The organism is Kitasatospora sp. NPDC056731, from assembly GCF_040687675.1.
Classification (GTDB): domain Bacteria; phylum Actinomycetota; class Actinomycetes; order Streptomycetales; family Streptomycetaceae; genus Kitasatospora.
This window is the reverse complement of the sequence record NZ_JBFBNR010000003.1, coordinates 1-26,427: the sequence shown is the minus strand read 5'-3', so window position 1 is coordinate 26,427 and position 26,427 is coordinate 1. Positions and strand designations below refer to the sequence as shown.

The 26,427-nt window shown below is 73.5% G+C and carries 26 protein-coding genes; 9 read left to right on the top strand and 17 right to left on the bottom strand.

What is annotated here, in order from left to right; genetic code table 11:
* Positions 1 to 62: 62 nt before the first annotated feature.
* From AB0R04_RS04245 to AB0R04_RS04230, 4 genes are read right to left on the bottom strand one after another with little or no spacing between them, the layout of a single operon-like run.
* The gene (locus AB0R04_RS04245; protein WP_363368072.1) at positions 63 to 584 is read right to left on the bottom strand and encodes a hypothetical protein; all 522 of its coding nucleotides are present in this window, start codon (positions 582 to 584) and stop codon (positions 63 to 65) included.
* Positions 581 to 1,126 carry a hypothetical protein gene (locus AB0R04_RS04240; RefSeq protein ID WP_363368071.1) on the bottom strand — a complete coding sequence of 182 codons (546 nt, stop codon included), beginning with the start codon at positions 1,124 to 1,126 and terminating at the stop codon, positions 581 to 583. The genes AB0R04_RS04245 and AB0R04_RS04240 overlap by 4 nt, the downstream gene beginning before the upstream one ends.
* Complete coding sequence (locus AB0R04_RS04235) at positions 1,123 to 3,414, bottom strand: hypothetical protein (protein WP_363368069.1); 2,292 nt, start codon at positions 3,412 to 3,414, stop codon at positions 1,123 to 1,125. Before AB0R04_RS04235 ends, AB0R04_RS04240 begins: the two co-directional genes overlap by 4 nt.
* A 24-nt stretch (positions 3,415 to 3,438) precedes the next feature.
* Complete coding sequence (locus AB0R04_RS04230) at positions 3,439 to 3,867, bottom strand: hypothetical protein (RefSeq protein WP_363368067.1); 429 nt, start codon at positions 3,865 to 3,867, stop codon at positions 3,439 to 3,441.
* 214 nt (positions 3,868 to 4,081) lie between these two features.
* Between AB0R04_RS04230 and AB0R04_RS04225 the strand changes: the two genes are divergently transcribed.
* From AB0R04_RS04225 to AB0R04_RS04210, 4 genes are read left to right on the top strand one after another with little or no spacing between them, the layout of a single operon-like run.
* Positions 4,082 to 5,044: an ABC transporter ATP-binding protein gene (locus tag AB0R04_RS04225; RefSeq protein WP_363368065.1), complete on the top strand. Its 963-nt coding sequence runs from the start codon at positions 4,082 to 4,084 to the stop codon at positions 5,042 to 5,044.
* The gene (locus tag AB0R04_RS04220; RefSeq protein WP_363368064.1) at positions 5,028 to 5,930 is read left to right on the top strand and encodes an ABC-2 transporter permease; all 903 of its coding nucleotides are present in this window, start codon (positions 5,028 to 5,030) and stop codon (positions 5,928 to 5,930) included. The genes AB0R04_RS04225 and AB0R04_RS04220 overlap by 17 nt, the downstream gene beginning before the upstream one ends.
* A 26-nt stretch (positions 5,931 to 5,956) precedes the next feature.
* Positions 5,957 to 6,874: an ABC transporter ATP-binding protein gene (locus tag AB0R04_RS04215; RefSeq protein WP_363368062.1), complete on the top strand. Its 918-nt coding sequence runs from the start codon at positions 5,957 to 5,959 to the stop codon at positions 6,872 to 6,874.
* A gap of 58 nt (positions 6,875 to 6,932) precedes the next feature.
* Positions 6,933 to 7,652 (top strand): ABC transporter permease subunit, encoded by a 720-nt coding sequence (locus AB0R04_RS04210; RefSeq protein ID WP_363368060.1) that lies wholly within the window; start codon positions 6,933 to 6,935, stop codon positions 7,650 to 7,652.
* 68 nt (positions 7,653 to 7,720) lie between these two features.
* Here the strand turns inward: AB0R04_RS04210 and AB0R04_RS04205 are convergent, their stop codons facing one another.
* The 11 genes from AB0R04_RS04205 to AB0R04_RS04155 all read right to left on the bottom strand — a co-directional run bounded on the left by AB0R04_RS04205 (position 7,721) and on the right by AB0R04_RS04155 (position 20,183).
* Positions 7,721 to 8,998 (bottom strand): MFS transporter, encoded by a 1,278-nt coding sequence (locus AB0R04_RS04205; protein WP_363368058.1) that lies wholly within the window; start codon positions 8,996 to 8,998, stop codon positions 7,721 to 7,723.
* A 66-nt stretch (positions 8,999 to 9,064) separates the two neighbouring features.
* The gene (locus AB0R04_RS04200; RefSeq protein WP_363368056.1) at positions 9,065 to 9,796 is read right to left on the bottom strand and encodes a FadR/GntR family transcriptional regulator; all 732 of its coding nucleotides are present in this window, start codon (positions 9,794 to 9,796) and stop codon (positions 9,065 to 9,067) included.
* Between the two features lie 139 nt (positions 9,797 to 9,935).
* On the bottom strand, positions 9,936 to 10,796 hold the full coding sequence (locus tag AB0R04_RS04195) for an HAD family hydrolase (RefSeq protein WP_363368054.1): 861 nt from the start codon (positions 10,794 to 10,796) through the stop codon (positions 9,936 to 9,938).
* A gap of 47 nt (positions 10,797 to 10,843) precedes the next feature.
* Positions 10,844 to 12,118, bottom strand: a complete 1,275-nt coding sequence (gene serS / locus AB0R04_RS04190) for a serine--tRNA ligase (protein WP_363368052.1) — start codon at positions 12,116 to 12,118, stop codon at positions 10,844 to 10,846.
* A gap of 548 nt (positions 12,119 to 12,666) precedes the next feature.
* Positions 12,667 to 13,602, bottom strand: a complete 936-nt coding sequence (gene pheA / locus AB0R04_RS04185; RefSeq protein ID WP_063348373.1) for a prephenate dehydratase — start codon at positions 13,600 to 13,602, stop codon at positions 12,667 to 12,669.
* A gap of 125 nt (positions 13,603 to 13,727) precedes the next feature.
* Positions 13,728 to 15,062, bottom strand: a complete 1,335-nt coding sequence (gene efeB, locus AB0R04_RS04180; RefSeq protein ID WP_363368050.1) for an iron uptake transporter deferrochelatase/peroxidase subunit — start codon at positions 15,060 to 15,062, stop codon at positions 13,728 to 13,730.
* 5 nt (positions 15,063 to 15,067) lie between these two features.
* Positions 15,068 to 17,092 carry a FixH family protein gene (locus AB0R04_RS04175; protein ID WP_363368048.1) on the bottom strand — a complete coding sequence of 675 codons (2,025 nt, stop codon included), beginning with the start codon at positions 17,090 to 17,092 and terminating at the stop codon, positions 15,068 to 15,070.
* Positions 17,093 to 17,105: 13 nt separating this feature from the next.
* On the bottom strand, positions 17,106 to 17,627 hold the full coding sequence (locus tag AB0R04_RS04170) for a copper chaperone PCu(A)C (protein ID WP_079135711.1): 522 nt from the start codon (positions 17,625 to 17,627) through the stop codon (positions 17,106 to 17,108).
* Positions 17,624 to 18,292 carry an SCO family protein gene (locus tag AB0R04_RS04165; protein ID WP_063348371.1) on the bottom strand — a complete coding sequence of 223 codons (669 nt, stop codon included), beginning with the start codon at positions 18,290 to 18,292 and terminating at the stop codon, positions 17,624 to 17,626. The genes AB0R04_RS04170 and AB0R04_RS04165 overlap by 4 nt, the downstream gene beginning before the upstream one ends.
* 79 nt (positions 18,293 to 18,371) lie before the next feature.
* The gene (locus AB0R04_RS04160) at positions 18,372 to 19,127 is read right to left on the bottom strand and encodes a YcnI family protein (RefSeq protein ID WP_363368046.1); all 756 of its coding nucleotides are present in this window, start codon (positions 19,125 to 19,127) and stop codon (positions 18,372 to 18,374) included.
* Positions 19,128 to 19,352: 225 nt separating this feature from the next.
* Complete coding sequence (locus AB0R04_RS04155; RefSeq protein ID WP_363368044.1) at positions 19,353 to 20,183, bottom strand: hypothetical protein; 831 nt, start codon at positions 20,181 to 20,183, stop codon at positions 19,353 to 19,355.
* A 229-nt stretch (positions 20,184 to 20,412) separates the two neighbouring features.
* On the opposite strand from AB0R04_RS04155, the gene AB0R04_RS04150 reads away from it, so the two are divergent.
* Positions 20,413 to 21,048, top strand: coding sequence for an ATP-binding protein (locus AB0R04_RS04150; protein WP_363368042.1), 636 nt, complete (start codon positions 20,413 to 20,415; stop codon positions 21,046 to 21,048).
* 129 nt (positions 21,049 to 21,177) lie between these two features.
* Here the strand turns inward: AB0R04_RS04150 and AB0R04_RS04145 are convergent, their stop codons facing one another.
* On the bottom strand, positions 21,178 to 22,176 hold the full coding sequence (locus AB0R04_RS04145; protein WP_363368040.1) for an LAETG motif-containing sortase-dependent surface protein: 999 nt from the start codon (positions 22,174 to 22,176) through the stop codon (positions 21,178 to 21,180).
* A 207-nt stretch (positions 22,177 to 22,383) separates the two neighbouring features.
* On the opposite strand from AB0R04_RS04145, the gene AB0R04_RS04140 reads away from it, so the two are divergent.
* Complete coding sequence (locus AB0R04_RS04140; RefSeq protein ID WP_363368038.1) at positions 22,384 to 22,614, top strand: hypothetical protein; 231 nt, start codon at positions 22,384 to 22,386, stop codon at positions 22,612 to 22,614.
* A gap of 30 nt (positions 22,615 to 22,644) precedes the next feature.
* On the top strand, positions 22,645 to 23,973 hold the full coding sequence (locus AB0R04_RS04135) for an amidase (protein WP_363368037.1): 1,329 nt from the start codon (positions 22,645 to 22,647) through the stop codon (positions 23,971 to 23,973).
* Positions 23,974 to 23,980: 7 nt separating this feature from the next.
* Here the strand turns inward: AB0R04_RS04135 and AB0R04_RS04130 are convergent, their stop codons facing one another.
* Positions 23,981 to 24,622 carry a TetR/AcrR family transcriptional regulator gene (locus AB0R04_RS04130; protein ID WP_363368035.1) on the bottom strand — a complete coding sequence of 214 codons (642 nt, stop codon included), beginning with the start codon at positions 24,620 to 24,622 and terminating at the stop codon, positions 23,981 to 23,983.
* A gap of 175 nt (positions 24,623 to 24,797) precedes the next feature.
* Between AB0R04_RS04130 and AB0R04_RS04125 the strand changes: the two genes are divergently transcribed.
* Positions 24,798 to 25,664 (top strand): alpha/beta hydrolase, encoded by an 867-nt coding sequence (locus AB0R04_RS04125; protein ID WP_363368033.1) that lies wholly within the window; start codon positions 24,798 to 24,800, stop codon positions 25,662 to 25,664.
* Complete coding sequence (locus tag AB0R04_RS04120) at positions 25,661 to 26,281, top strand: TIGR03086 family metal-binding protein (RefSeq protein ID WP_363368031.1); 621 nt, start codon at positions 25,661 to 25,663, stop codon at positions 26,279 to 26,281. Before AB0R04_RS04125 ends, AB0R04_RS04120 begins: the two co-directional genes overlap by 4 nt.
* The last annotated feature ends 146 nt before the right edge of the window (positions 26,282 to 26,427 follow it).

Below are 26,427 nucleotides of genomic sequence, written 5' to 3'. Positions count from 1 at the left end.
GGTTCGCGCCGCCGATCCACGTGGAGCAACCGGTCCGCCGACGGCCGACAGGGCACGGGTGGTCAGCTCGTGGTGAGGGACTCGGCGCCGTTGGCGCAGCCGAAGGTCTCGGCGGTCCGCCTGGCGAAGCCGGTCGCCAACTCACCCATCCGCGCCGGGCTGGGGCTGTCGGTGGCGTGGAGGGTCTTGTCGGTGAGTCTGAGGGAGGCCCGGTAGGGCGTGGTCGTGCCGTTCAGGGTGCAGGTGAAGGCCACCGCTCCGGCGTTGTCGCCGGAGGCGGCTGCGGAGCCCTTCGTCACCGCGGCGAGCAGGACGCGCCCGCGCTCCCCGGTGAGCGTGCAGTCCAGGGCGGCCGGGGAGTTCGGTTGCGCCGACCGGTAGCGCGTGCTCACGAAGACCCGGGGGGTGCCGCCGAGCAGCTCGGCGACGTCGGGGTCGGCGAGGGCGCCCTTGCACTCGCCGTGCGACAGCTCGACGGCCGGCGGCCGGTACTCGGTGTGGTCGAGGTACAGGTGCCAACCGAGCAGGCCGCTGCCGAGCAGCAGGGCCGTCCCGCCCGCGATCAGTGGTCCGGAGTGTTTCACTGGCAGACGTCCTTCTTGCTTCTCTTCAATCCGTCCCGGGCGATCTGTTCCAGGTCCGCCTGTCGGCCGGTGGTGCCGGGTCGCGCCGCTTCGCCGGCGCTGACGACCAACTGGGCGTGGCCGACGGGCCCGCCCTGGCAGTAGTCGGATGCGGTGGCGCCGCCGGGCCAGGAGGCCGCCGCACCGCCCGCGTCGAATCTGTGCGTGTCCGGGTGCTCGGCGGCCTCGGGGGAGAGGGTGACCGGGCCCATCTGCAGGACGCTGGAGACGGTGAGCGCGGTGCGCCCGTCCACGCGGATGGAACAGGACACCGGGTCGCCGGTGCGGCCCTCCTTCTCTTCTTCCACGTCCTGCCCACCGGGCGGCAGCAGCCGTCCGAGCGGGGTGTCGTCAGCGGTGCGCAGTCCGCAGAGGTACGCCGCCCGGCCGGGCGGGTCCACGGGGCGGTGGCCCCGCCAGTCCAGGTAGCCGACGGTTCCGGTGGCCGCCACCGCCACCGCGATGGTGGCGGAGAGCACCCATCGGCCTCCGATCGCCCTCATGCGTTGCCCTTCGCGATGGTTGCCATCTCGGTGGAGAGGCCGTCGATGAAGCCGTCCTTCGCCCGGTCGTGGGCGCTGTTGGCCAGCCGTTCGATGTCGTCGTAGCGCAGGTTGGCGTTGATGGATGCGTCCTTGACCGCCTGGTAGGCCGCGTTCGTCGCCCCCTTCTTGGCCTCGTCGACGTAGTAGCGGGCCTCTTGTTGGCCGTCTGCGGTGGTGTCGCGCGAGTTGGCCGTGATCACGTTCTCGGCGATCGAGTCGATCAGTGCACCCGAGATCTCCCCGCCGAGCGGCACCTTGTCCGTCACCATGCCGATGGTGCTGTTGAAGGCGTCCTTGGCGTAGCCCACGTTCTTCTCCAACGCGTCGTTGAACTCCTTGTCGGAGACGGCGTGTTGCGTGTGAACCTCGTCGATGCGGGCCTCGCCGAGGAGGCCGTTGACCACCCCGCCGGCCCGGGCGACGTGGTCGATGTCCGCCTGGAGCCGGGCGAAGTCGGTCTGCCCGCTGTCCATGTGGCCGCGGACGAGGGCGGTGGTGTACGCCTGGCTGGCGTTGGTCACCGCGCCGTACGACTCCGGATCGCGCCCGAGCGCGTCCAGCAGGCCGTGCACCGCAGGTCCGTTGAGGCCGGCCGGGGAGCCGTTGACCGGTAGGTCGTTCGCGTCGGACAGGGCCCGTTGGACGTCCCCGATGTACTCGGCGCTCATGTGCCCGAGGCTGGTCCGCATCGGGGCGAGTTTGCCGTCGCCCTTGATGTCGTCGAGTGCCCCGTGGCCGCCGTGGGTGCCGAAGGTGTCCACGACCTTCTGCATCAGCCCGGCCTGCTCGGGGGTGTGCTTGGCCGGCGGGACGGCGGCCGGTTCGTCGTACGGGTGGCCGGTGGTGGCGGCTTCCAGGGCGTGGCCGAGGGCGGCGGGGCCGCCTTGCTTGGTCGTGTTCGCGACGTCCGGGTCCCTGGGGGAGTTGGTGTCCGGGATCCAGTCCTTGTCGTGGACGTAGTAGTCGAAGTAGTCGGCCGGTTTGGGTTTGCCGCCGGGGTTGACGGTGCCGTCCTGGTTGTACGCGGTCGGAGGGTTGGTGAAGAACGTGTTGGCCGCGTCCGGGCTGTGGCCGAGGGCCTCCAGGATGGCGGTGGTCGGCCGGAACCCGGCGCCGGCCTCCGGGCCGCCGAGCAGGTTGAAGCCGTGCACCCGGTTGGCGACGTTGGGTGGTGGGGCCGGCCAGTACCCTTCCTGGGTGTCGAGCTGGGTGATGTGCTCGGCGACGGGGTTGAGGAAGTGCGGGTCGTAGTTCCCGGTCATGAGGATGCCGGAGAGCACCTGGTAGCCGTACGGCTGGTAGTTCAGGCCGGACGCCCGGTACGGCTTGTCCCACACTTTCTGGGCGCCGGCCTTGCGCAGGGCGGCGGCCCATTCGTCGGACAGGTGCGGCTCGTTGGTGGTGCGGGTGGCGGTGGCGAGGTTGAGTCCGAGGTTTCGCTGCAGGTCCTGGTACGCCTTCCAGCGCGGGTCCTTGGGGTCGCGGTAGTGCGCCGGGTCGCCGACCATGCTGTTCCAGGACTTGATCAGCCCGTCGGGGCCGAGGTCCTGGTAGAACTTCGTGGCGAACTTCGGGTCGCCGGAGTGCGCGGCCAGCAGCGAGTTGAGCTCGGTGAGTTCGGGGTCGCTGATGTCGCCGCCCTTGGCGGCGAGTTGGGCGGCGCGTTTGCCGTCCGCCTCGGGGCCGCCGCCGATGGCCGCGCCGTTGAAGGACTTCTGTTGGTCGGTGCTGGTGTCGGAGCGCAGGGCGTAGGCGATCCGCTCGTCGGCGGCGGTGGCCTCCTGGACGGCCGCGTCGATGGCTTTGCGGGCGGTCTCCGCCTTGGCTCCGCACTCCTTCTGGTATTCGTGGTAGCCGCCGGGGTCGTGCCGGGTGGCCGTGTCCGGTGACGGCCAGCTGACGGTGCCGTCGGAGCCGACGGTGAGTCCGGCGGCCGTGGCGTCGGCGACGGCCTTGTCCAGTTTGGCCTTGGCGGCCTGGAATTCGCTCGCGGCGTCCTTGAACAGGGAGGCGAGCGCGTTGGCCTCGGTGACGGCGGCGGTGAGCTGCTGGTTGGTGCGCTGCAGTGCGGGTCTGGCCTGGTCGGCCGAGGGACCGCTCCAGCAGGCGGAGTCGACCTTGGCGATCACCGTGCTGTTCCAGTCGTCGTCCATCGCCTTGAGTTTCTGGGCGACGGTGGTCCAGGCGGTCGCGGCGTTCTCCAGGACGTCGAACCTGGCGTTGTCGAGTTCGTGGAAGTCGACCATGGGCGTCGTCCTCTCAGGTACCGATCAGGTGCCGAGGTCGTGTTGGACGGCCGACTCGTTCTGCCGGTAGTTGGCGGAGCTGCCGTGCAGTGCCTGGGTGGTCTGGCCGATGGTGTTGCCGAGGGCGGCGAGCTGCTGGTCCCAGGTGGTGAAGACGGCCTGGGCGGCCTTGCCGGTGCTCCAGTTGGCCAGTGAGGTGGCGATCTTGGCGGTGGCGTAGTCGGCGCCGCGGCCGTCGGTGTTGAGCCGGGCGTGGACCTGGTCGGAGTTGGTGCCGGCGGTGGCGAGCGCGTCGGGGTCGACGGTGAAGCCGCCGCCTCCGCCGGGTGCCTGCGCCGAGTTGACCTGGGTGCGCGCGGTCTCCTGGGCCCGGGCCCTGGCGGTCAGGTTGCCGTCCGCGTCGTAGGCCCATGGGTTCATCATCCGGTCGAACGCCGTGGCGCGATCCGACATCTTGCTCGTCCCCCCTTCGAGCCGGCGCAGTGCTCCGGCACCCGCGTTGGTCAAGAGTCCGACAAGAGTACAAGCGGGGTCCGGAGTTGCCGACCCTGAGGGGGAGATCCTCCGCCCCTTAGGGGAGATCGTCGGCGGTGTCATACCGCAGCAGCAGACGGGCTCGTCATTCCAGCTCATAGCCCTTGGCGCGCAAGCCCGTTACGTTGAGCAGGTGTCCACTGCTGTCATCAAGACGGATGGCCTCACCAAGAGGTTCCCCCGGGTCACCGCCCTCGACCAGCTCACCGTCGAGGTGCGGCCCGGGGTGGTCGGGCTGGTCGGGGCCAACGGGGCGGGTAAGTCCACCCTCATCAAGATCCTGCTCGGCCTCGCCCCGGCGACGTCCGGCCGCGGCGAGGTCCTCGGCCTGGACGTCGCCACCCGGGGCCCGGAGATCCGTGAACGGGTCGGCTACATGCCCGAACACGACTGCCTGCCACCGGACGTGTCGGCGACCGAGTTCGTGGTGCACATGGCGCGGATGGCGGGGCTGCCGGCCACCGCCGCCCGTGAGCGCACCGCGGACACCCTGCGGCACGTCGGCCTGTACGAGGAGCGGTACCGGCCGATGGGCGGGTACTCGACCGGCATGAAGCAGCGGGTCAAGCTCGCGCAGGCGCTGGTGCACGACCCGAAGCTGGTGCTGCTGGACGAGCCGACCAATGGTCTCGACCCGGCTGGCCGGGACGAGATGCTGGGCCTGATCCGCCGGGTGCACACCGACTTCGGGATCTCGGTGCTGGTCACCACCCACCTGCTCGGCGAGCTGGAGCGCACCTGCGACCACCTGGTCGTGATCGACGGCGGCAAGCTGCTGCGCTCCTCCTCCACCGCCTCCTTCACCGAGGCGACGGCCGTCCTGGCGGTCGAGGTGACGGACCACCCGCAGGACGCCGTCCCGGAGCCGGGCGACGCCGTCCGCGCACGGCTGGCCGCCGCCGGGCTGTCCGTCCAGCCGGAGGGCTCGCACCTGCTGCTGGTCCGGCTGGCCGGCGACGACACCTACGACACCATCCGCGACGCCGTCGCCGGCCTGGGTCTCGGCCTGGTCCGGCTGGAGCAGCGCCGCCACCGGGTCGCCGAAATCTTCACCGACGAGAACAGGGGAGGGACGGACGATGTCGCTGCCTCCTGACACCAGGTCCTCCGACACCGGCGTCATCCACGACATCGGCTACCGCGGCTACACCGGGCCCCGGCTCGGCCGGGCCTACGCGACCCGCTCGCTGTTCACCCAGAGCCTGCGCGCCGCGTACGGGCTCGGGCGCTCCGGCAAGTCCAAGGTGCTGCCGATGCTGGTGCTCGGCGTGGTGACGCTGCCGGCCGTGGTCATGGTGGCGGTGGCGCTCGCCACCAGTGCGAAGGAGCTGCCGCTGGACTACCCGCGGTACCTGTCCTCGTTCGTGCTGGTCGTGTCGATCTTCCTGGCCTCGCAGGCGCCGGTGCTGTTCTCCCGGGATCTCCGGTACCACACCGTCCCGCTGTACTTCTCCCGCCCGATCACGCGGGCCGACTACGTCCGGGCCAAGTTCGCCGCCATGGTCAGCGCCCAGTTCCTGTTGATGGCGGCGCCGTTGCTGGTCCTCTACATCGGGGCGCTGCTGGGCGGGCTGGACTTCGGGCACAACACCGGGCACTTCCTGTCCGGTCTGGTCGCCGCGCTGCTGTACTCCCTGGTGCCGACCTCGGTGGCGCTGGTGGTCGCCGCCGCGACCCCGCGCCGCGGCTTCGGGGTGGCCGGGATCATGGGCTACCTGGCGATCAGCACGGCCGTGGTGGCGATCCTGACCCGGATCGGCACCGCCACCGAGCTCACCGTCCCGGACTCCGCCCAGTGGATCGCGCTGCTGTCGCCGAACGACCTGGTGGAGAGCCTGACCAACCAGCTCTTCGACGTCGGCGGGATGGACGGCCGGATGCACGCGCCCGGCGGGCTCGGCGTGGTCGTCTTCACCGTCGCCGTCGTCGCGATGGTGTCCGGCTCGTACGGGCTGCTGCTGCGCCGCTACCGCAGCGTCTGATGAACCGAGGAGTTTGAGAGGGCGTCATGGCCACCATCACCATCGACAAGGTCTCCCGCTGGTTCGGGAACGTGGTCGCCGTCAACGACATCAGTATGACGATCGGCCCAGGCATCACCGGCCTGCTCGGTCCGAACGGCGCGGGCAAGTCGACCCTCATCCACATGATGAGCGGATTCCTCGCGCCCTCCAGCGGGGCGGTCACCCTGGACGGCGCGCCGATCTGGCGCAACCAGCAGGTGTACCGGCAGATCGGCCTGGTCCCGGAGCGGGAGTCGATGTACGACTACCTGACCGGTTGGGAGTTCGTGCTCGCCAACGCCGAACTGCACGGCCTCGCCGACCCGGGCGCCGCCGCCCGGCGTGCCCTGGACCTGGTGGAGATGGCCTACGCCAAGGACCGCCGCACCGGGACGTACTCCAAGGGCATGAAGCAGCGGGTCAAGATGGCCTCCGCGCTGGTCCACGACCCGGCCGTGCTGCTGCTCGACGAGCCGTTCAACGGCATGGACCCGCGCCAGCGGCTCCAGCTGATGGAGCTGCTGCGCCGGTTCGGCGCGGACGGCCGGACGGTGCTGTTCTCCTCCCACATCCTGGAGGAGGTCGAGCAACTGGCCCGGCACATCGAGGTCGTGGTGGCCGGCCGGCACGCCGCCTCGGGCGACTTCCGGAAGATCCGCCGGCTGATGACCGACCGGCCGCACCGCTACCTGGTCCGCTCCAGCGACGACCGCCGGCTGGCCGCCGCGCTGATCGCCGACGGCTCCACGACCGGTGTCGAGGTGGACGCGCGGGAACGGGCGCTGCGGATCGAGGCGGTGAACTTCCAGGGCTTCACCACCCTGCTGCCCCGGGTCGCCCAGGAGGCGGACATCCGGCTGTACACCGTCTCGCCGGCGGACGAGTCGCTGGAGAGCGTCTTCTCCTACCTGGTCTCCGCGTGAGGCCCGGCGTCCGAGCCACCGAACTCCCGTACCGGACCCAGGAAAGGGCCGACCGACCATGAACCCGACCGTCGCCAGGCTGACCCTGCGCGGCCTGCTGGGCCGCCGCCGCGGCCTCCTGCTGCTGGTGGTCCCCGCCCTGCTGCTGGTCATCTCGGCCGTCGCGAGCGGCACCGCCAGCGGGAACGAGCACGACCTCACCGTCAAGATCCTCGGGCAGCTCGGCCTCGGCACCCTGGTGCCGATCCTCGGCCTGGTCGTCGGCACCGGCGTGATCGCCACCGAGATCGACGACGGCTCGATCGTCTACCTGCTGGCCAAGCCGCTGCCGCGGTGGAAGATCGTCACCACCAAACTGGTCGTCGCGATCGGCACCACCTGGGTGTTCGCCGCCCTCCCGACGCTGCTCTGCGGCCTGCTGCTGATCGGTACCAGGGACGGCATCGCGCTCGGCTACACCGTGGCCGTGCTGGTCGCCGGGGTGGCGTACAGCGCGCTGTTCCTGCTGCTCGGCGTGGTCACCCGGCACGCGGTGGTGGCCGGACTGGGGTACGCGCTGGTCTGGGAGTCGCTGATCGGCAACTTCGTGTCGGGCGCCCGGACGCTGAGCGTCCAGCAGTGGGGCCGGTCGGTGGCCGAGGCGGTCGCCGGGGACGCCGCGATCGGCGCCGACGTCTCGCTCGGGGTGGCCGTCCCGCTGCTGCTGGCGGTCACCGTCGCGGCGACGGTGCTGGCCTCGGTGAAGCTGGCCGGACTGACCCTGGCCGCCGAGGAGTAGCCGGCCGGGGCCGACCCGGGGTAACTGGGGTCGACCCGGGGCAGCCCGGGTCGGTCCGAGCAGAGGTGCTAGCCGAGCGTCCGGTTGCGGCCCGCGCCCCAGCCGGCCGCGCCGACCACGGTGGCCAGCACCAGCATCAGCACCAGGGTGGCCGTCCAGCCGCCGGTGAGCTGGTGCAGCGCGCCGGCGCCGACCGGGCCCGCCGCCGCGACCAGGTAGCCGACCGCCTGCGACATCCCGCCCAGTTGGGCGGCGCCGGCCGCGCTGCCGGTGCGCAGCACGATGAAGGCCAGGCCCAGGCCCAGCGAACCGCCCTGGGCGACGCCCAGGATGGTCGCCGACACCCAGGCGCCGGACACCGGCGCGATCAGCAGCAGGGCGATGCCGAGGCCGTTCAGCCCGGCCATGGCCACCGCCAGCCCGCGCTGGCGGGTCATCCGGCCGGCCAGCAGCGGCACCAGGAAGGCGCCCGCGACCTGCACCAGGTTGGAGAAGGCGAAGACCAGACCGGCCTCGCCGCGGTCCATGCCGTGGTCGGCCAGGATGGTCGGCATCCAGGCGACCAGGGTGTACACCAGCAGCGACGAGATGCCCATGAAGAGGCTGATCTGCCAGGCCATCGGCGAGCGCCAGATGCCCTCGATCGGCTTCTCGGCCGCCCGACCGGTCGCCTGACCGGCCGCAGGGCCAGCGGAGAGACCGGTCGCTGCCGCCGCCCGCTCCTGCCGGGAGCGCAGCACCTGCGGCAGCCAGGCCACCGCGGCGATCAGCGCGAGCAGCGACCAGGTGCCCAGCGAGGCCTGCCAGCCGCCGCCGAGGGCGTGCTCCAGCGGCACCGAGAGGCCGGCCGCCATGGTCGCGCCGACCAGCATGGTGGTCGAGTAGACGCCGGTCATCGCCGCCGCCCGGTCCGGGAACTCCCGCTTGACCAGGCCCGGCATCGACACGTTCAGCACCGCGATGGCCACGCCGATCACCACGCAGCCCGCGTACAGCGCCGCCACCGAGGGCAGCACCCGCAGCAGCACGCCCGCGCCCAGCACCAGGACGGCGCCCAGCACCACCCGCTCGGTGCCGAACCGCCGGGTCAGCCGGGGGGTGAGCGGGGCGCCGACGCCCTGGAACAGCACCGGCACGGTGGTGATCAGTCCGCTCGCGGTGGCGGAGAGTCCGAAGGTCCGCTGGATCTCGCCGACCATCGGCGACACCGCCGCCAGGCAGGCGCGCATGTTCAGCGCGACCAGCAGGATGCCGGTCAGCAGCAGCGCGGGGTGGGCCAGCCGGGTGCGGACGGGAAGCGGGAGGGACGTGGTGGCAACCGGCTGCTGGGCACGGGTGACGGCCATGGGTGTGCTGTTCTTTCGTGAATGTGCGCGAGGGCGCGGAGGGCGGAAGGCAGGCGGGTGCCTATGTCACTTCCGGGCCGCGATGGCCGCGAGGAGCTGCTCGACGGCCGCGGTCGGCTCGGCGAGCAGCGCACGACACGCGGCCTCGGCACGGTCGGGGTCGCCGCTCTCGATCGCGTCGACCAGCGCCGCGTGGGTGGCCACGGCCACCTCGGGCATGTCGTGGTCGCCGAAGGCCGAGGTCATCGACTCGCGCACGGAGGCGCCGAAGTAGCGGTAGACCTCGGTGAGCGCCGGGTTGTGCGCGGCCTCGACGATGGCGGTGTGGAACTCCAGGTCGTGCTCGACGGTGGCCTCGCGGTCGGTCCGCTCGGCGTGCGAGGCGATCACCTCGGCCTCGCGGGCCAGCGCGGCCCGCATCCGCTCGACGTCCTCGCGGGTGTGCCGCAGCGCGGCCAGTCGGGCGGCCTCGGTCTCCAGTGCGGCCCGGACCTCCAGGACGTCCCGGATGCCCGAGCGCTGGACGCCGCGCAGGACGGCGGCCGGGTCGCTGGTGGAGCGGACGAACGTCCCCTCGCCCTGCCGGGAGACCAGCATGCCGGCGTGCACCAGCACCCGGATCGCCTCCCGGACGGTGTTCCGGCCGACCTGGAGCCGCTCGGCGAGCTCGTGCTCGGTGGGGATCTGCGATCCCACCGGCCAGATGCCGCCGGCCAGTTGCTCGCGCAGCTGGTCGATCGCGGTGTCCACCAGGGAGCGCCGTCCGGCCGCCTGGAGGCTGTTGCCGTCGTTGGTCATGCCGGTGCTCCCTTCGTCGCTGGTCGCCGCGTCGCTGGTCAACGCCGGTCATCGGTCATCCTACAACCGCTTGCCCGGTCATCCTACAACTGGAGGTGAACCCTCGCCGAACACCACGGCGTGATCCGAAAGAGAGCCTCTAGACGCCCGGGTAGAGCTGTTCCAGGACGACGGCGACGCCGTCCTCGTCGTTGCTCGCGGTGACCTCGTCGGCGACGGCGAGCAGTTCCTCGTGGGCGTTGGCCATCGCCACGCCGCGGGCCGCCCAGCCGAACATCGGCACGTCGTTGGGCATGTCGCCGAAGGCGATGGTGTCGGCTCCGCGGACGCCCAGGCGGCGGGCGGCGACGGCCAGCCCGGTGGCCTTGGACAGGCCCAGCGGCAGCAGTTCGACCACTCCGGCGCCGGCCATCACGACGCCGACCAGGTCCCCGGCGACGCGGCGGGCGGCCTCGGCGAGCGCGTCGTCGGTCAGGCCCGGGTGCTGGATGTAGAGCTTGCTGACCGGGGCGTCGAGCAGCTGGTCGCGGTCGACCCGGACGACCGGGAGGTCGGAGCCGATCAGCAGCTCGTAGCCGGGGCCGGCCAGCACCTGGCCGTCCAGGCCGTCCTGGTTGGCGGCGACGGCCAACGGGCCGGTCTCGGCCTCGATCTTGGCGATGGCGAGCGCGGCGAGCCGGCGGTCCAGGGTGAGGGAGGTGAGCAGCCGGTGCGCGCCGGCGTCGTACACCTGGGCGCCCTGGCCGCAGACGGCTATCCCGGTGTAGCCGATCTCGTCGAAGACCGGGCGGGCCCAGGCGGCGGAGCGGCCGGTGACGACGATGTGCAGCGCGCCCGCGCCGGTGGCCGTGGCCAGGGCGGCGCGGGTGCGCTCGGAGACGGTTTCCGCGCTGGTCAGCAGGGTGCCGTCGAGGTCGGTGGCGACCAGCCGGTAGGGCAGGTCGCCACCGCTCGGGTGCTCACCGTTGGGGGAGACGGGGCTGGGGCTGGTGGTGCTCATGGGCCGTACGTCTCCCGGGAGTTGCGGGTGGTGCGGGTGGCGCGGTGCTACTTGACCGGTTCGAGGACGGTCCGCCCGCCGAGGAACGGCCGCAGCGCCTCGGGCACGGCCACCGAGCCGTCGGCCTGCTGGTGGTTCTCCAGGATCGCCACGATGGTGCGCGGGACGGCGACCAGGGTGCCGTTCAGGGTGGCCAGCGGGCGGGTCTTGCCCTCCTCGCGCATCCGGATGGAGAGCCGGCGGGCCTGGTACTCGGTGGTGTTGGAGGTCGAGGTGACCTCGCGGTACTTGCCCTGGGTCGGGATCCAGGCCTCGATGTCGAACTTGCGCGCGGCCGAGGCGCCGAGGTCGCCGGAGGCGACGTCGATCACCCGGTAGGGCAGCTCCAGCGCGTTGAGGAAGTCCTTCTCCCACTGGAGCAGGCGGCGGTGCTCGTTCTCGGCGTCCTCGGGAGTGGTGTAGACGAACATCTCCACCTTCTCGAACTGGTGGACGCGGATGATGCCGCGGGTGTCCTTGCCGTAGGTGCCGGCCTCGCGGCGGAAGCAGGACGAGTAGCCGGCGTAGCGCAGCGGCAGCTTCTCGGCGTCGAGGATCTCGTCCATGTGGTACGCGGCGAGCGGGACCTCGCTGGTGCCGACCAGGTACCGGTCGTCCTCGGCGAGGTGGTACACATTCTCGGCGGCCTGGCCGAGGAAGCCGGTGCCGTCCATGGCGGCGGGCCGGACCAGGGTCGGGGTGATCATCGGGATGAAGCCGGCCGCGGTGGCCTGGGCGATGGCCATGTTGACCAGGGCGAGCTCCAGCAGCGCGCCGACACCGGTCAGGTAGTACGAGCGGGCGCCGGCGACCTTGGCGCCGCGCTCGGTGTCGATCGCGCCCAGGATCTGGCCGAGCTCGACGTGGTCGCGCGGCTCGAAGCCCTCGGCGGCGAAGTCGCGCGGGGTGCCGATCTCCTCCAGGGTGACGAAGTCCTCCTCGCCGCCGACCGGGGCGGCCGGGTCGATGAGGTTCGCCAGCGAGCGGAGCAGGCGCTCGGCCTCCTCCTTGGCCACGCCCTGCTCGGCGTCCGCGGCCTTGACCGCGGCGGCCAGCTCCTTGGTGCGCTGCAGCAGGGCGGCCTTCTCCTCGCCCTTGGCCTGGGCGACCTGCTTGCCGAGCGTCCGCTGCTCGCTGCGCAGTTCGTCGAAGCGACTGCCCGAGGACCGGCGCCGTTCGTCGGCGGAGAGGAGGGCGTCGACCAGGTCGACGTCCTCGCCACGGACGCGCTGCGAGGCGCGCACTCGGTCAGGGTCCTCACGAAGCAGGCGAAGGTCAATCACAGGCCCAAGCGTACCGGGCGCAGGCTCGTCCACCGGTACGGGTTTTCCCCTGGGGATAACCGCCCGGATCCTGTGGATAACTTCTGTGGGGAACGGGCGGGGCCAGGGTTATCCACAGGATCCGGGCGGTGCCTGTGGATTGAAGGGGAGGTCGACCCTCCGATCACCGAAGCCAGGGAATTGAGGTTTCAAACCTCATTTGACCTTCTCGGGTGAGGGAATTGAAGCACTCAGACAGGTGATTTGCTGGCACACGGGTGACTCTGGTCCGATTAGTCATCTCTACGCCGCTAACCAATGATCCGACCGAAACCCGCAGTGGCTATACCGGTTTGTCGACTCATCCCCAGGCCTGTGGATAACTTTCGGCTGTGGATAGTCCCCGCCCCTGTGGATGGCGGGTTCCGGGGCCACGGGCCCCTGTGGACGACGGGTGCGGTCACCCGCCCCCTTCCGTCCGGCCGCGGGAAAACGATCGGAAAAGGGCGGAAAGACAAAGGGCGGCGATCGGATGTTGCCGCGGTGCCGTCGCGGTGCCGTCGCGTGGATCAGATGTCGCCGCGCCCGTCGAGGCACCGGGAGAGCCAGTCGGCGGCGGCCGTGAAATCGTCGTCCGAGGTCCCCGGCCGCCGGTGCGTGGAGACCTGCCGGTCGGCGCGCGGATAGGAGCCGAGGAACCGCACCTGCGGGCAGATCCGCTTCAGCCCCATCACGGCCTCCGCCACCCGGCGATCGGACAGGTGCCCCTCGCAGTCGATCAGGAAGCAGTAGTTGCCGATGCCCTCGCCGGTCGGCCGCGACTCGATCCGCATCAGGTTGACCCCGCGCACCGCGAACTCCTGGAGCAGCTCCAGCAGCGCGCCCGGGTGGTCGTCCGGCAGCCAGACCACCATCGAGGTCTTGTCCGCGCCGGTCGGCGAGGAGACCCGGCCCGGGCGGCCGACCAGGACGAACCGGGTGGTCGCGGTCTGCGCGTCCGCGATGTCCTTGACCAGCGGGTCCAGCCCGTAGATCGGCGCCGCGAACTCGCCCGCGAACGCCCCGTCGTAGCGGCCCTCGGCGACCAGCCGGGCGCCGTCCGCGTTGGAGGCGGCCGACTCCCACTGCGCGTCCGGCAGGTTGGCCGCCAGCCAGCGGCGCACCTGCGCCTGGGCCACCGGGTGGCTGGTCACCGTCTTGACCCCCGCCAGGTCGGTGCCCGGCCGCACCAGCAGCGCGAAGGAGATCGGCAGCAGCACCTCACGGTAGATCATCAGCGGTGTGCCGGCGGCGAGTTCGTCATTGGTCGCGGTGACGGCGCCCTCGACCGAGTTCTCGATCGGGACGAACGCCCCGGAGGCGTCCCCGCCGCGCACCGCGTCCAGCACCAGCGGCACCGAGGCCAGCGGCACCAGCTCCCGGGTCGCGGCCTCGGGCAGGGTGCGCAGCGCCGCCTCGGTGAAGGTGCCGGCCGGGCCGAGGTAGGTGTAGCGGGTGGCCGACATGACGCCTCCGTGGGGAACAGGGTGGAACCGGGGCAGGGGTGTTGCCGAAGAAGTCACCATAACGACTCCGCGCGCCGGCCAGGAAAGCGTTTCAGTGGCCGGGACCGGAGACCGTCGGGGGCGTGCTACTCGAAGAGCTGCTGGCCGAGGTAGCCGCCGGCCGGGATGCCCGGCGGCACCGCGTACAGGCCGCTGGCCTCGTGCCGCAGGAAGCGGGAGAGGCCGTCACCCCGGGCCAGCTTGCGCTGCACCGGGGTGAAGCCCTTGCGCGGGTCGGCCTGGAAGGCGAGGAAGAGCAGCCCGGCGTCCGGAGAGCCGTCGGGCAGCAGGCCGTCGTGGTACGAGAACCCGCGCCGCAGCATCGCCGCCCCGCCGTTGGCGGCCGGGGCGGCCACCCGGACGTGCGCGTCGGCGGGGATCACCAGCGCGCCGTCCGGGCCCTGCGCGGCCAGGTCGACGGGGGTGCGCTCGCCGGCCCCGGCGGGCGCGCCGAGCGGCGCGCCGTCCGACTTGCGCCGCCCGATCACCCGCTCCTGCCGGTCGGTCGGCAGCGCCTCCCAGTTGTCCAGCAGCATCCGGATCCGCCGGAACACCAGGTACGAGCCGCCGGCGAGCCAGGCCGGCTGGTCCGGCCCGGCGGTGCAGAACACCTTGGCGGCGAAGCCGTCCTCGCCCGGCTGGGGGTTGTTGGTGCCGTCGATCTGGCCCATCAGGTTGCGGCCGGTCATCGGGCGCGCGGTGGCACCGGGCGTACGGGCGAAGCCGGCCGACTGCCAGCGCAGCGCCGCCGTGCCGGCCGCCTGGCGTTGCAGCACCCGCAGCGCGTGCACGGCCACCAGGGCGTCGTCGGCGCCGATCTGGACGAACAGGTCGCCGTCGCCGCGCGCCGGGTCGAGCGCGTCGGCGGGGAAGGGCGGCAGCGGTTCGAGCGCCTGCGGGCGGCGGTCGGCCAGCCCGGCCTTGTCGAACAGGGCGGCGCCGAACCCGACGGTGAGGGTGAGCGAGCAGGGGCCGGCGTCCAGCGCCACCTGGTTGTCGGCGTCCTCGGCCGGCTCCCCGGCGGTCAGCCGCTCGGCGGCCTTCGTCCAGCGCTGGAGCAGGGTGCGCAGCCCGTCCCGGCCGACGCCCTCGGCCAGGTCGAAGGCGGCCAGCTGGACCCGGGCCTGCTGGGGTTCGAGGATGCCGGCCTGGTGCTCGCCGTGGAACGGCACCCGGGCCGCGCCGAGCGCGCCGCCCGCCCCGGCGGCGGGCGCTGCGCCGGGGCGGTCCAGGGCGACCGCACCGGCGACGCCGGCTCCGGCGCCGGCCAGCAGCCCGGCGCCGGCGGTGCCGAGCAGGGCCCGCCGGGTGAAGCCGGCGCGGCCGGGCGCCTGGGCACCCTGTGCTGCAGGCCTCTCCGTCGTGGCCCGGTCCGTCGTGGCCCGGTCCGCTGTGGTGCGGTCCGTCGAGGTGTGCTCCATCGCGGTCAGCCGATCTTGAACTGCTGGGTCGGGGTGGTCTGGTCGATGTCGGAGGAGCGGATCTGCACCGACACCACCCAGGTGCCGGCCAGCGGCAGCTGCGCGGTGCCGCTCCAGCGGCCGGTGCCCTCCGGGGTGAGCGCCACCGGCAGCGGGCCGAGGTCGCGGTCCGGCAGGGTGAAGGCGAGCTGCACCTCGGGGACGTCCACCGGCTGCCCGTCCGCGCCGGTCAGCGCGAGGTGCACCTCGTTCGGGCCGGTCCGGGCCGGGTTGAGGGTGACGGTCGCGGTCCCCTTGGCGTTCGGGGTGCGGCCCTTGGTGTCGTACGGGAGCTTGAGCTCGACGGTGCGGCCCGGCTCGGTCTGCGGGGCGGGCGCGCCCCCGGCGGCCGGCCCGGCGGCGGGTGCGACGGCACCGGCCTTGACCTCGCTCGCCACCCGCCCGGGCGGGGAGTTGGTGAGCATCGTGGTGACCACCAGCACCGCCACCGCGACCAGCGCCTCGACCAGCACCGAGCGGCGCAGCCCGGCCCTGGTCGGGGTCAGCCCGCGTTCGCGCCCGGCGCTCTCCCGGGCCGCCTGCTGGCGGGCCAGCTGGGCCTGCCGGAGCGGGTCCTCGGAGTGCGCGGCGGCTGCGCCGACCGGCTCCGGCACCGCGGTCCGTTCGATCTCCGCCGCCTCGGCCGGGGCCGCGCGCAGCCGGGCCAGCCAGGTGCGGGAGAACCAGGCGGCGCCGAGCATCACGGCCACGCAGCCGGTCTTCACCAGCAGCAGCCGCCCGTACTCGGTGCCGGTCAGCGCGCCCCAGCTGCCGAGGCCGCGCCAGGACTGGTAGACGCCGGTGGCGGCCAGCACCGCGACCGAGCCGAAGGCGACCTTCGAGAAGCGGTCGACGACCTGCGCGCCGACACCCTCGCGCAGCGCGACCAGCAGCGCGGCCAGGCCGCCCAGCCAGAGCGCCATCGCGATCAGGTGCAGCATGCCGAGCGGCAGCGACAGCCAGACCTGGATGCCGACCGAGGCGTGGTCGGCGCCGACCCAGGTCGCCGCCAGGGCGATCGAGAGCACCAGCCCGGCGACGCCGAGGCCCAGCCGGGCCTCGCGCTGCGGCCGCTCGGCGGCGCGCTGCTCCAGCTCCCGCAGCTCGGCCTCCTCGGCCTCCTCGTCGCCGACGCGTCCGGCGCTCCCCGCGCTTCCCGTGCTCCCGGCGCCGCCGGGCTGCGCCGCCGGCCGGGCCGGCTGCCCCAACTGGCCGACCAGCAGCGACAGGAACACCCCGCTCGCCGCGAGCAGCAGCAGCCGGGCGGCCAGCGCGGTGCCGATCCGCTCGTCCAGGGTGGCGCGCACCAGCGACAGGTCGAGGGCTTTGCCGATCCCCGAACCGCGCTCGTACGGCCCGCGCAGCATCAGCACCGCGACGGTGGAGGCCAGCAGCGCCGCCCAGCCGGTCATCAGCAGCCGCTGCATCCGGCGCCGGGTGGCGCCCTCCGGCCAGCAGATCAGCACGAACGCGGCGACGCCGGCGAGCAGCGCGAACGCCGCGTACGCGACGGTGCGCCCGGTGCCGTAGAGGGCGGAGACCAGGCCGTCGGCCTTGGCGCCCTGGAGCGCGGTGGCGGACACCGAGGTGTCCGAGGGCGCGCCGATGGAGAAGGTGAACGCGCCGCCGATCGGGTGCGAGTCCTCCGAGACGGCCCGCCAGGCGACGGTGTACGTGCCGTTGGCGAGCCCGCTGTTCAGTCCGACCCGGGCGGTGTCCGCCTTGCCGTCGGCGTGCCCCGGGTTGCCGGTGTCCACCGCCTTGCCGGCCGGGTCGAGCACCCGCACCGAGTCGCTGGACAGCGACACGGACTCGCTGAAGGTCAGCGTGACCGCCTGCGGGGCGGTGGCGACCACCGAGTTCTGGTGCGGGTCGGTGGACTCCAGGGTGGCGTGCGCGGCGGCCGGTCCGGCGCCGGCGAGCATCAGCGCGAGCAGCGCGCCGAGCGTCCCGAGCAGTCCGGCGATGCGGCGGTGGGCGGCCTTCTCCATGCTGGCGGTCCCCTTAACTCTGGCCGGGGCGGTAGGTGAGCTCCTTGACCGGCACCTTGACCGACAGGGTGCCGGACTTGGCGAAGGTCAGGTCGAGCTCCAGCTCGTCGCCGAGGGCGGGGGCCTTCTGCCATCCCATGATCATCAGGTGGGTGCCGCCGCGGGCGAACTGCAACGCGCCGTGCGCGGGCACGTCCAGGCTCGGGACCTGCTCCATGCTCGACGGGGTCGAGCGGTGCATGGTGACGGACTCGGCGCCCGGGCTGCTCACCTTGACCAGCTGGTCCTGCCCGCCGTCGTTGCGGACGGTCAGGTAGCCGGCGGCCATCCCGCCGGCCGGGGGCAGCGGGATGTAGGAGTCGGCGACGCTCAGCTTGGCCGCCCCGCCGCCGGCACCGTCCTGACCGCCTGCCCCGCAGGCGACCAGGATGGCGCCGCCGCCCAGGGCCGTCGCCAGTACCGCGCCCGTGAGCGCCGTCCGCCGGAAGCCGAGGGTCGCGCGGCCGGCCGGGGCGTGGCCGGTCGAGGCCTTCATGCCGCGACCCCCTTGGCGAGCAGCGGCAGGTCGTGCTCGTAGGTCTTCTCCTCGGTGCCGCTCAGGTAGAGCACGTGCGCCTTGTCGTCCGAGGGGAGGAAGGCCAGCACCTGCGCGCCGTGGGTCGAGGTGACGGTGCCGTCCGCGTTGACCACCGGGTCCTCGATCATGATGCCGAGCGACCTGGCGGCCGTCTTCACCTTGGCCAGGTCGCCGGTCAGGCCTATGAAGTCGCTGCCCATCGAGTCCAGCCAGGTGCGCAGCACCTTGGGGGTGTCGCGCTGCGGGTCGGTGGAGACGAAGACGACGTTGACCTTCTGCCGCTCCTCGGCCGGGAGCGCCTTCATCGCGACGCCGATGTCGCCCATGGTGGTCGGGCAGACGTCCGGGCAGCTGGTGTAGCCGAAGAACAGCAGCGTGGTCTTGCCGTTGGTCTGCTGCCGCAGGTCGTACGGCTGGCCGGAGGTGTCGGTCAGCTGCAGGTCGGGCTTCTCGAAGTTCTTGGTGAGCACCGTGCCCTGGTACGGCGAGTCGGACTTCTGCTTGGTGACCTTGGCGGGGGTCGAGCCGCCCCCGGAGGAGCCGCAGGCGGTCAGCGTCAGGGCGGCGGCGAGCGCGACGGCGGCCGCGCCGGCCAGGCGGGTGGTGCGGGTGGTGCGGGGCATGGGAGATCCGATCGTGCGGGGTGGGACCGCCGGCGGGACCGTACCCGGGGCGTGGGTACGGCCCCGCCGGCGGGGTGGGTCAGGAGGCGGAGCCGCTGCTCCGGCGGCGCAGGCCGAGCACACCGACGGCGGTGCCGATCACGCCGACCACGATGCCGACCACGCCGAGCACCCGGGCGGTGGAGTCGCTGGACTTGGCGCCGGCCGGGGCCGCGGCGTGGTCGGAGCTGTCGCCGTGGGCACCCGCGGAGGGGGAGGCGGTGACGCCGCCGTGGGCGTCCTCACCGGCGGCGGCCTTGGTGAGCTTCAGGACGGGGGCCGGGTGGGCCGGCTCGGGCTGGCCGTCCTTGGACTCGTCGATCCAGCGGACGACGTCGCCGTTGTCGTAGGTCTGCAGGGTCTTGAAGACCATGCTGTCGGCGTCGGACGGCAGCGGGCCGATCGAGACCCGGAACTCCTGGAACTGACCGGGGGCGATCTTGGTGCCGGCGTCGGCGGTCCAGGTGATCTTGGAGACGGCCTCGTTGACGTCGCTGCCGTGCACCTTGAGCGGCTTGTCGAGCTTCGCCTTCTCGACGGCCGCGGTCCAGCCCGGCAGCGGCAGGGTGCGGACGGAGGCCAGCGGGTGGTCCAGCGGGAGGTTGACCTCCAGCTTCACCGTGCCGGCGGCGTCGCTCTCGTTCGGCACCCGGAAGTCGACGGCCGTGTAGCCGCCCTGGGCGGCCGCACCCGGGTTCACGGTGACGTGCGCGAACGCGGGGCCGGCCAGCGCCACCACGGAGGCGGCGGCGGTGAGGGCGACGGCGGCGAGACGGCGGGTGGGAAGGGAACGCATGATGCGGTGTCTCCGATCGGAGCTCGGCGGACCGGCCCGCGTCCGGGCGACGGGAAGACCGTGCCTCGGCGGGGCCGCGCGTGGGGACGTGCTGGGGACGTGTGGGGGCGGAACCGGGGGCCGTCGGCGTGTCGGGGACACACGGGATGTCGGGGACACACGGGACCGGCCCGGGGACGCTGCGCACGACCGGGGCCCGACACGAACGGGGCGCCAGGAGCCGGATCAGTACGCGAAGGCCCCGCGCGGCGGACCGCGCCGCACCACGCTGTGCCGCAGCGCGGCACCCGCCGGAAGCGGACTCTCCCCGCCCCGGACCCCGAACCGACGGGCCGGACCGGCCGCGCCGAACAGGCCGCGCAGCAGCGCCGCCACCAGCACCAGCGCCGACCGCAGCGGCGCCGCCCAGTGCTCCCGGGCCGCCGACGCGGTCACCCGCACCAGCCGCCACAGCGCCGCCTCACCACGCCGCAGCCACCAGCCCGCCACCAGCGCGGCGGCCAGGTGCCCGGCCAGCATCGACGGCGTCATCCCGAACACGCCGCCCTGCCACCACGGGGCGACGGCGTACGTGTTCGGGTCCAGGCCCGCCGAGGAGACCAGCTGCTCGGCGGTCGGGCTCCCGGGCAGGCCGGCCAGCGTGCCGGGGCGCGCCTCGTTGCAGATCAGCCGGCCCGCCACGGTCGGCAGGGTCAGCGGACCGGAGCCGCCGTGGTGCATGCCGGCCATGCCGCCGATCGCGGCGTGGCCGTTGAAGCTGTGGAACAGGCAGTGCAGCCCGAGCTGACCCGCGCCCAGCGCACCGGCGATGGCCGTCAGCGAACGCTCCCGCCCACCGCAGGCCACCGCGAGCACCAGCACCGCGGCGAAGCCCGTCGCCAACGCGGCCGGCGGCACGTTCCCGCCACCCGCCAGGGCGTGCCCGGCGGCCGCTATCAGCGTGCACACCAGGGCGAACGGGACGGCCCGGGCAAGCCGCAGGTCCCAAGCGGCGACCCCCACCGGCGCATCCGGTGCGAGGGCGCCCGGGAGCGGGGCGGCGGGGAGGGCAGTCATGGCCGAGACATCATCTCACCGCCTACCTCACCCGCGTGGGCAGGGTGGGAAATCCCTACGAATGCCCCGTTCGGCAGCGGCGTGCAGGCCGGAGAGTGCGCCACTCGGCACAATCCACGGCCTCAGTCCATCCGCCGAACGGGCGGCAGCGGGCCCCGGGCACGGTTCACCGCCGAATCGCCCGGAGATACCTAGTTGTATGTGGAGCCGCAGCCAGGAGGGACCTCCCGTGGACATCTGGTGGACTCTGCACCTCAAGCGCGACCCGGCCAGCGTCCCGCTGGCCCGGCGCATCCTGCTCGGTGCCATGGCGACGGCGGGCGTCGACCCGCAGATCGCCCACGACCTCGGCGTCGCCCTCAGCGAGGCCTGCGCCAACGCCGTCGAACACGGCGCCGGCGGGCGGCCCGACGACGGCTTCCAGGTCACCGCCTCGATCAGCGGCGACCGCCTGCGGATCGAGGTCACCGACTCCGGCCCCGGCCTGCCCGGCCCCGTCGGCACCCCCGCCCCGCCGCTGCGCCGCCGCCCCGTCCCCCCGCCGCCGCCCCGCCCGGCCGCGCACCGCCGCCCCCGCCGCGGCCGCGCCACCGTCCCGGCCCGGGTCCTCACCGCCCACCAGCCCCGGCGCGACGGCCACCCCTACGACACCCACGTCCTCCCCGCCCGCCCCGCGGCGCCCACGCTGCGCCCCGTGGACCTCGACGCCCTCCCGGACCTCACCGCCGAATCCGGCCGCGGCCTCTTCCTCATCCACGCCCTCACCGACCACGTCCAGCTCCGCAACCACCCGCTCCGGGGCGCCATCGTGAGCTTCGACAAGATCCTCAAGTGGCAGGACGGGGCCTTGCTGCAGGCGTCCTGACACGGCGAACTGATGACGACGCGCTGATGACGACGGGCTGATACGACGAACTGATACGACGAACTGATACGACGAACGCCGGGGGCGCGGACCATGGTCCGCGCCCCCGGCGTTCACCCGGGCTCAGGGTCAGCTGTGCGCGCCGGCCTTGCGGCGGCGCAGGACGAACACGGTGCCGGCGCCGGCCGCCAGGACGGCGGCGCCGCCGAGGGCGATCGGCAGGGTGCTGGAGTCGGCGCCGGTCTCGGCCAGGTGCGGGCCCGCCGACGGCGAGGCGGAGGCCGAACCGTGGCCGGCGGCCGCGGGGGTGCCGGCAGTCGGCGTGGCGGCCGACGCGTCGGTCACCTTGAACAGGTCGTCGACCCGGTAGCTGCCGTCGTACTCGAGGCAGCTGTCGGTGGCGGGGGCACCCGGCACGTCCTTGCTCTCGAACTGCTCGGAGTTGCCGCTCAGCTGGGCGAAGTAGCGGGCGGTCACCGCCTTGTCGGTGGCCGCGAGACGCACCTGGAAGGTGATCTTCTGCCCCTTGGCGATCTTGTACTCGCCGAGGCCCACCTGGAGGTAGGTCATGCCGCCCTTGACGCTGCTCGCGTCGGGGGTCTTCCAGTCCCCGCCGGGCAGCTTGACCTGGATGGTGAACGACTCCTTGCCCCAGGTGACCGGGTTGATCACCGGCTCCACCTCGCTCACGTTGGTGAAGAAGAAGTCGGCGTCGACCTTCTTGAGGTCGACCGGGCCCGTGTTCTCGAAGGTCACCGTGGCCTCCTGCGCCGCACCGCCCTTGACCAGGGTGGTCTTCGCGAGGCCGGTGCCGGTGACCTTGAGGTCCTGGTGCAGGTAGCCGCGGCAGGGTCCGCCGCTGTGCGTCGGCATCGGCGGGGTCGGCAGGTTCGTCGGCTTGCCGGTGGGCGCCGGGGTGGTCGGGGCCGGGGTGGTGGGCGCCGAAGTGGTCGGGGCCGAAGTGGTCGGCGCCGGGGTGCTCGGCGTGGTGGCGCTCGGGGTGGCCGTGGTGGAGGTGGGGGGCGGAGAGGAGGGGACTCCGACCGCACTCGCGCTGACGGCGCCGACCGTGGTGCCGAAGGAGAGCGCCATCAGCGCGGAGGCGGCCAGAAGGCGAGAAGAGCGCACGTTGAGAAGCTCCAGATTGGGGTAAATGGGGTCGATTTCGGGCGACTTGAGGCCTCCGGTAGGGCCGTCGGCGCGGGTCGCGCCCGCGAACCATACCGGTTGCGAGTGGCTTGTTTCGATCAGATTTGGCGCTAAGTGATCGATGCTGCCCAGGCGCCCGTTCGGCCACCGGTTGCCGGGGTGGCCGGGGGGCCTGACGATGGCCGCATGAAGCACCAGATGCGAGCCGAGTACGGGGCCGGGGGTGCGACCGGCGGGGTGCGGTTGTGGCACATGGTCCGGGGGGTGGAGAGCGTGGCGATGTGCGGCCGGGAGCTCGACCCGGGCGCGCAGGTGCGGGAGCCCGTGGACTGGGGCAAGACACCGGAGCTGTGCTGCCACACCTGCGGGGCGTACTACCTGCGCGAGACGCCGTACCTGTCGGCCGAACACCAGTAGCGCGTCCACGGGTGGTCTACCGTGATCGGCATGGAGCAACCCCTCGCCCGGCCGCGGTCGTTGACCCGTGAGGCCGCCGGGCTGCGGTCCGGCGTACCGGGCCTGTCCGAGCACGTCGACCGTTTCTGCGCGCTGGTCGAGCGGGTGGACCCGCTGATCCACGCGTTCGTCCCGGAGCCGGGGCGGTACGACCGGCTGCACGCGCAGGCGCGGGCGCTGGCCGCACGGCACCCCGAGCCGGCCGGGCGGCCGCCGCTGTACGGGGTGGCGGTGGGGGTCAAGGACATCGTGCACGTGGACGGGCTGCCCACGCACGGCGGTTCGGCGCTGCCGCCTGGAGTCCTGGCGGGGCCGCAGGCCGTGGTGGTGGACCGGCTGCGGGCGGCCGGGGCGCTGGTCGCCGGCAAGACGGTGACCGCCGAGTTCGCGGCGAGCGCGCCAGGACCGACCCGCAACCCGCACCATTCCGGGCACACCCCGGGCGGCTCCAGCAGCGGGTCGGCGGCGGCGGTCGCGGCGGGGCTGGTGCCGCTGGCGGTCGGCACCCAGACGGTGGGGTCGGTGATCCGGCCGGCCGCGTACTGCGGGGTGGTGGGCTTCCGGCCCACGTACGGGCGGATCCCGATGGCCGGGGTGATCCCGAACGCGCCGAGCTTCGACACCCTGGGGGTGTTCACGGCCGACCTGGCCGGGGCGGCCCTGGCGGCCGCACTGCTCTGCGACGACTGGCGGGGCGACGACTGGCGGGGCGGACCGGCGGCCGGGGGCCGTCCGGTGCTCGGGGTCCCGGACGGGGCGTACCTGGAGCGGGCCGAGCCGGCGGCGCTGCGTGCCTTCGAGGAGAGCCTGGATCGCCTGGCGCAGGCCGGCCTGACGGTGCGCCGGGTGCCGCTGTTCCCGGACTTCGCCGGGATCACCCGGCAGTTGCAGACGATCAACCGCTTCGAGCTGGCCCGCGGCCACGCCGACTGGTTCGCCCGGTTCGGCGGCCTGTACCGGCCGGAGACGGCGGCGAGCATCCGGGTCGGCCAGGGCGTTGCGGCAGAGGACCGGGCGGCCGCGCTCCAGGCCCGGGAGCGGTTGCGCGAGCGGGTCGCCCGGGCGACCGCCGAGGCCGGGGTGGACCTGTGGCTGGCGCCGTCGGCGACCGGAGGGGCGCCGGAGGGCCTGCACAGCACCGGGGACCCGGTGATGTCGCTGCCGTGGAGCTACCTGGGCCTGCCCGCGCTGAGCCTCCCGGCCGGGCGGACGGCGGAGCGGCTGCCGCTGGGCCTCCAGGTGGTCGGCGCGGCGGGCGGCGACGAGCGGCTGCTGGCCCAGGCGGCTTTCCTGGAAGAGGCGCTGGGCCGAGAAGCCTAGAGGCGACCTAGACGAGCGCCGGGTCGGCCGGGTCGGTGGCCTCGGCGCGCAGCAGGCGCAGCAGGAGGCGGGCGGCCCGCTGGTAGGGGGTGTCCTCGTCGTGCAGCACGGCCTGGGAGTTGGCCGTCTCCAGGAGGGCGATCAGGGCGAAGGCGAGGTCGTCGAGGTCGGTGTCGGGCCGCAGGCCGCCGGTGGCGCGGGCCTCGGCGAGGGCGTCGGCGATCACCTGGCGCCACTCGCGGGCGCAGTCGGCGAGGGCGTCCCGGACGGCGCCGGGGCGGGCGTCGAACTCGGCGGTGACCTCGTAGAAGAAGCAGCCGCCGGGGAAGACCCGGGCCCGGGAGTAGGCGAGCCAGCTCTCGCAGAGGGCGCGGGCCCGGGCGAGGCCGGGCGGGGTGTCGGCGACCGGGGCGACGACGGCGTCGGCGAAGATGCGGCGGGCGGCGCGGACGGTGGCGAGTTGGAGCTCCTCCTTGGAGCCGAAGCCGGCGAACACGCCGCTCTTGCTGAGCCCGAGGTCGGTGGCGAGGCGACCGATGGAGAGCGCGCCGAGGCCTTCGACGGAGGCGATCGCGACGGCGCGGTGCAGCACCGCCCGGCGGGTCTCCTCGCCGCGCAGGACCCGTCCGTCCGTGGTCGATCCGGCCATCGGCCACCTCAGTTCTCGTCGTCGCCGTCGCCGTCGCGGTGCGTGCCGCCAGGGTAGCCCGGGGGTGGGCGGCGGACTTCCCGTCCATAAAATTGCACGAACGGTCGTGCTAATATCCGGACCCAGCACGGCCCCCGCACCCCGGCACGCCCGTCCGCACCGACAGGGAGACCGCATGGACCCGGCCCTCGCACTGGTTCGCACCGCCCTCAACACCACCTCGCACCTGGCGCCCCGGCTGGCCGGCCGCGCCGCGTACGAGCTGTTCCAGCGTCCGCTGCGGCGCAGCGCCGTCCGCCCCGCCGAGCGGGAGACCCACCGACAGGCCGCCGTCGAGCGGATCACCGTGAACGGCAAGGAAGTCGTCGTCTACCGCTGGGGCGACGGCGCCCGGCCGGTGCTGCTGATGCACGGCTGGCGCTCCCGCGCCTCGCGCTTCGCCCCCTACGTGCCCCGGCTGCGCGCGCTCGGGCTGAGCCCGGTCGCCTTCGACGCGCCGGGTCACGGCGACTCCGGCGGCCGGGCCACCACGGTGCTGGAGTACCGCGCCATCGCCGGGCAACTCCAGGACGGCTACGGCGGGTTCGAGGCGATCGTGGCGCACTCGCTGGGCGTGGCCGGGGCGTTCCTGGCGCTGCGCGAGGGAGTCCGGGCCGGGCGGCTGGTCGCCCTCGCCGGGGTCAGCGAATTCGCCTACCTGCCGGGCGCGTTCTGCGCCGGGCTCGGCCTCGGCCCGGTGATCGAGCGGGACCTGCGGCACCGGATCGAGCACGAGCTGTTCGCCGGCACCGAGGACCCGTGGCGGCGCTTCGACGCCGCGCACCGGCCCGAGGAGGTGTCGCCGCCGATCCTGGTGGCGCACGACGAGGGCGACGACGTGGTCGGAATATCGCACGCGCGGCGCCTGAAAGCCGCGTACGGTGACCGGCTGGAGCTACTGGTCACCCGAGGGCTCGGCCACCGCCGGATCGTCGCCGAGCCCACCGTCATCGACAACGCGATCGGCTTCCTGTCGGCCGGTCAGGAGGTCAGCGCCGCATGAGCCGTGCCGGAGAACTCGTCGAACTGCACGCCCGATCGCTGGAGTTGGCCGTCGAAGTGGTGGACGGCCTGCGGCCGGACCAGCTGGAGCTGCCGAGCCCGTGCGCGGGCTGGACGCTGCGCCGGCTGATGGGGCACATCGTCGGCCAGCACCAGGGCTTCGCCGCGGCCGCCCGCGGCGCCGGGCCCGACCTCGCGCTCTGGGCCGACGCCCCGGTCGGCGACGACCCGGCGGGCGCCTTCCGTCGCACGGGCGCCGAGCTCACCGCGGCGTTCCGCGAGGCCGCGGCGGCCGGGCGCGACGTCTGGCTGCCGGAGATCCAGCACGGCGGCCCCTTCCCGCTGGCGCACGCGGTCGGCTTCCACCTGCTCGACACCCTGGTGCACGGCTGGGACGTCGCGGCCGCGCTCGGCGTCCAGGCCCCGTTCACCGCCGTCGTGGACGGCGACGAGGAGCTGGCGGCGACCCTGCTGGCGGTCGCCGAGGCCGTCCCGGCCGCACCGGAGAACCGGGTGCCGGGCAAGGCGTTCGCCCCGCGCCTCGAAGCGGGTACGGCGGGCGGCCGGTTCGACCGCGCGCTGGCCCTGCTCGGGCGGGACCCGGCCTGGAAGGCCTAGGAACGCGGGTCCGGAGAGCTAGGGCGTGTCTTCAAACTCCCGCCTGCGTGGCGGCGTTGGGGCACGCACCTCGCCGCGTTGTCGTCAGTCGCCGATGCTCCGCATGGACTCCCTCCTCCGCCTTGCGATGCACGCACCCCAACGCC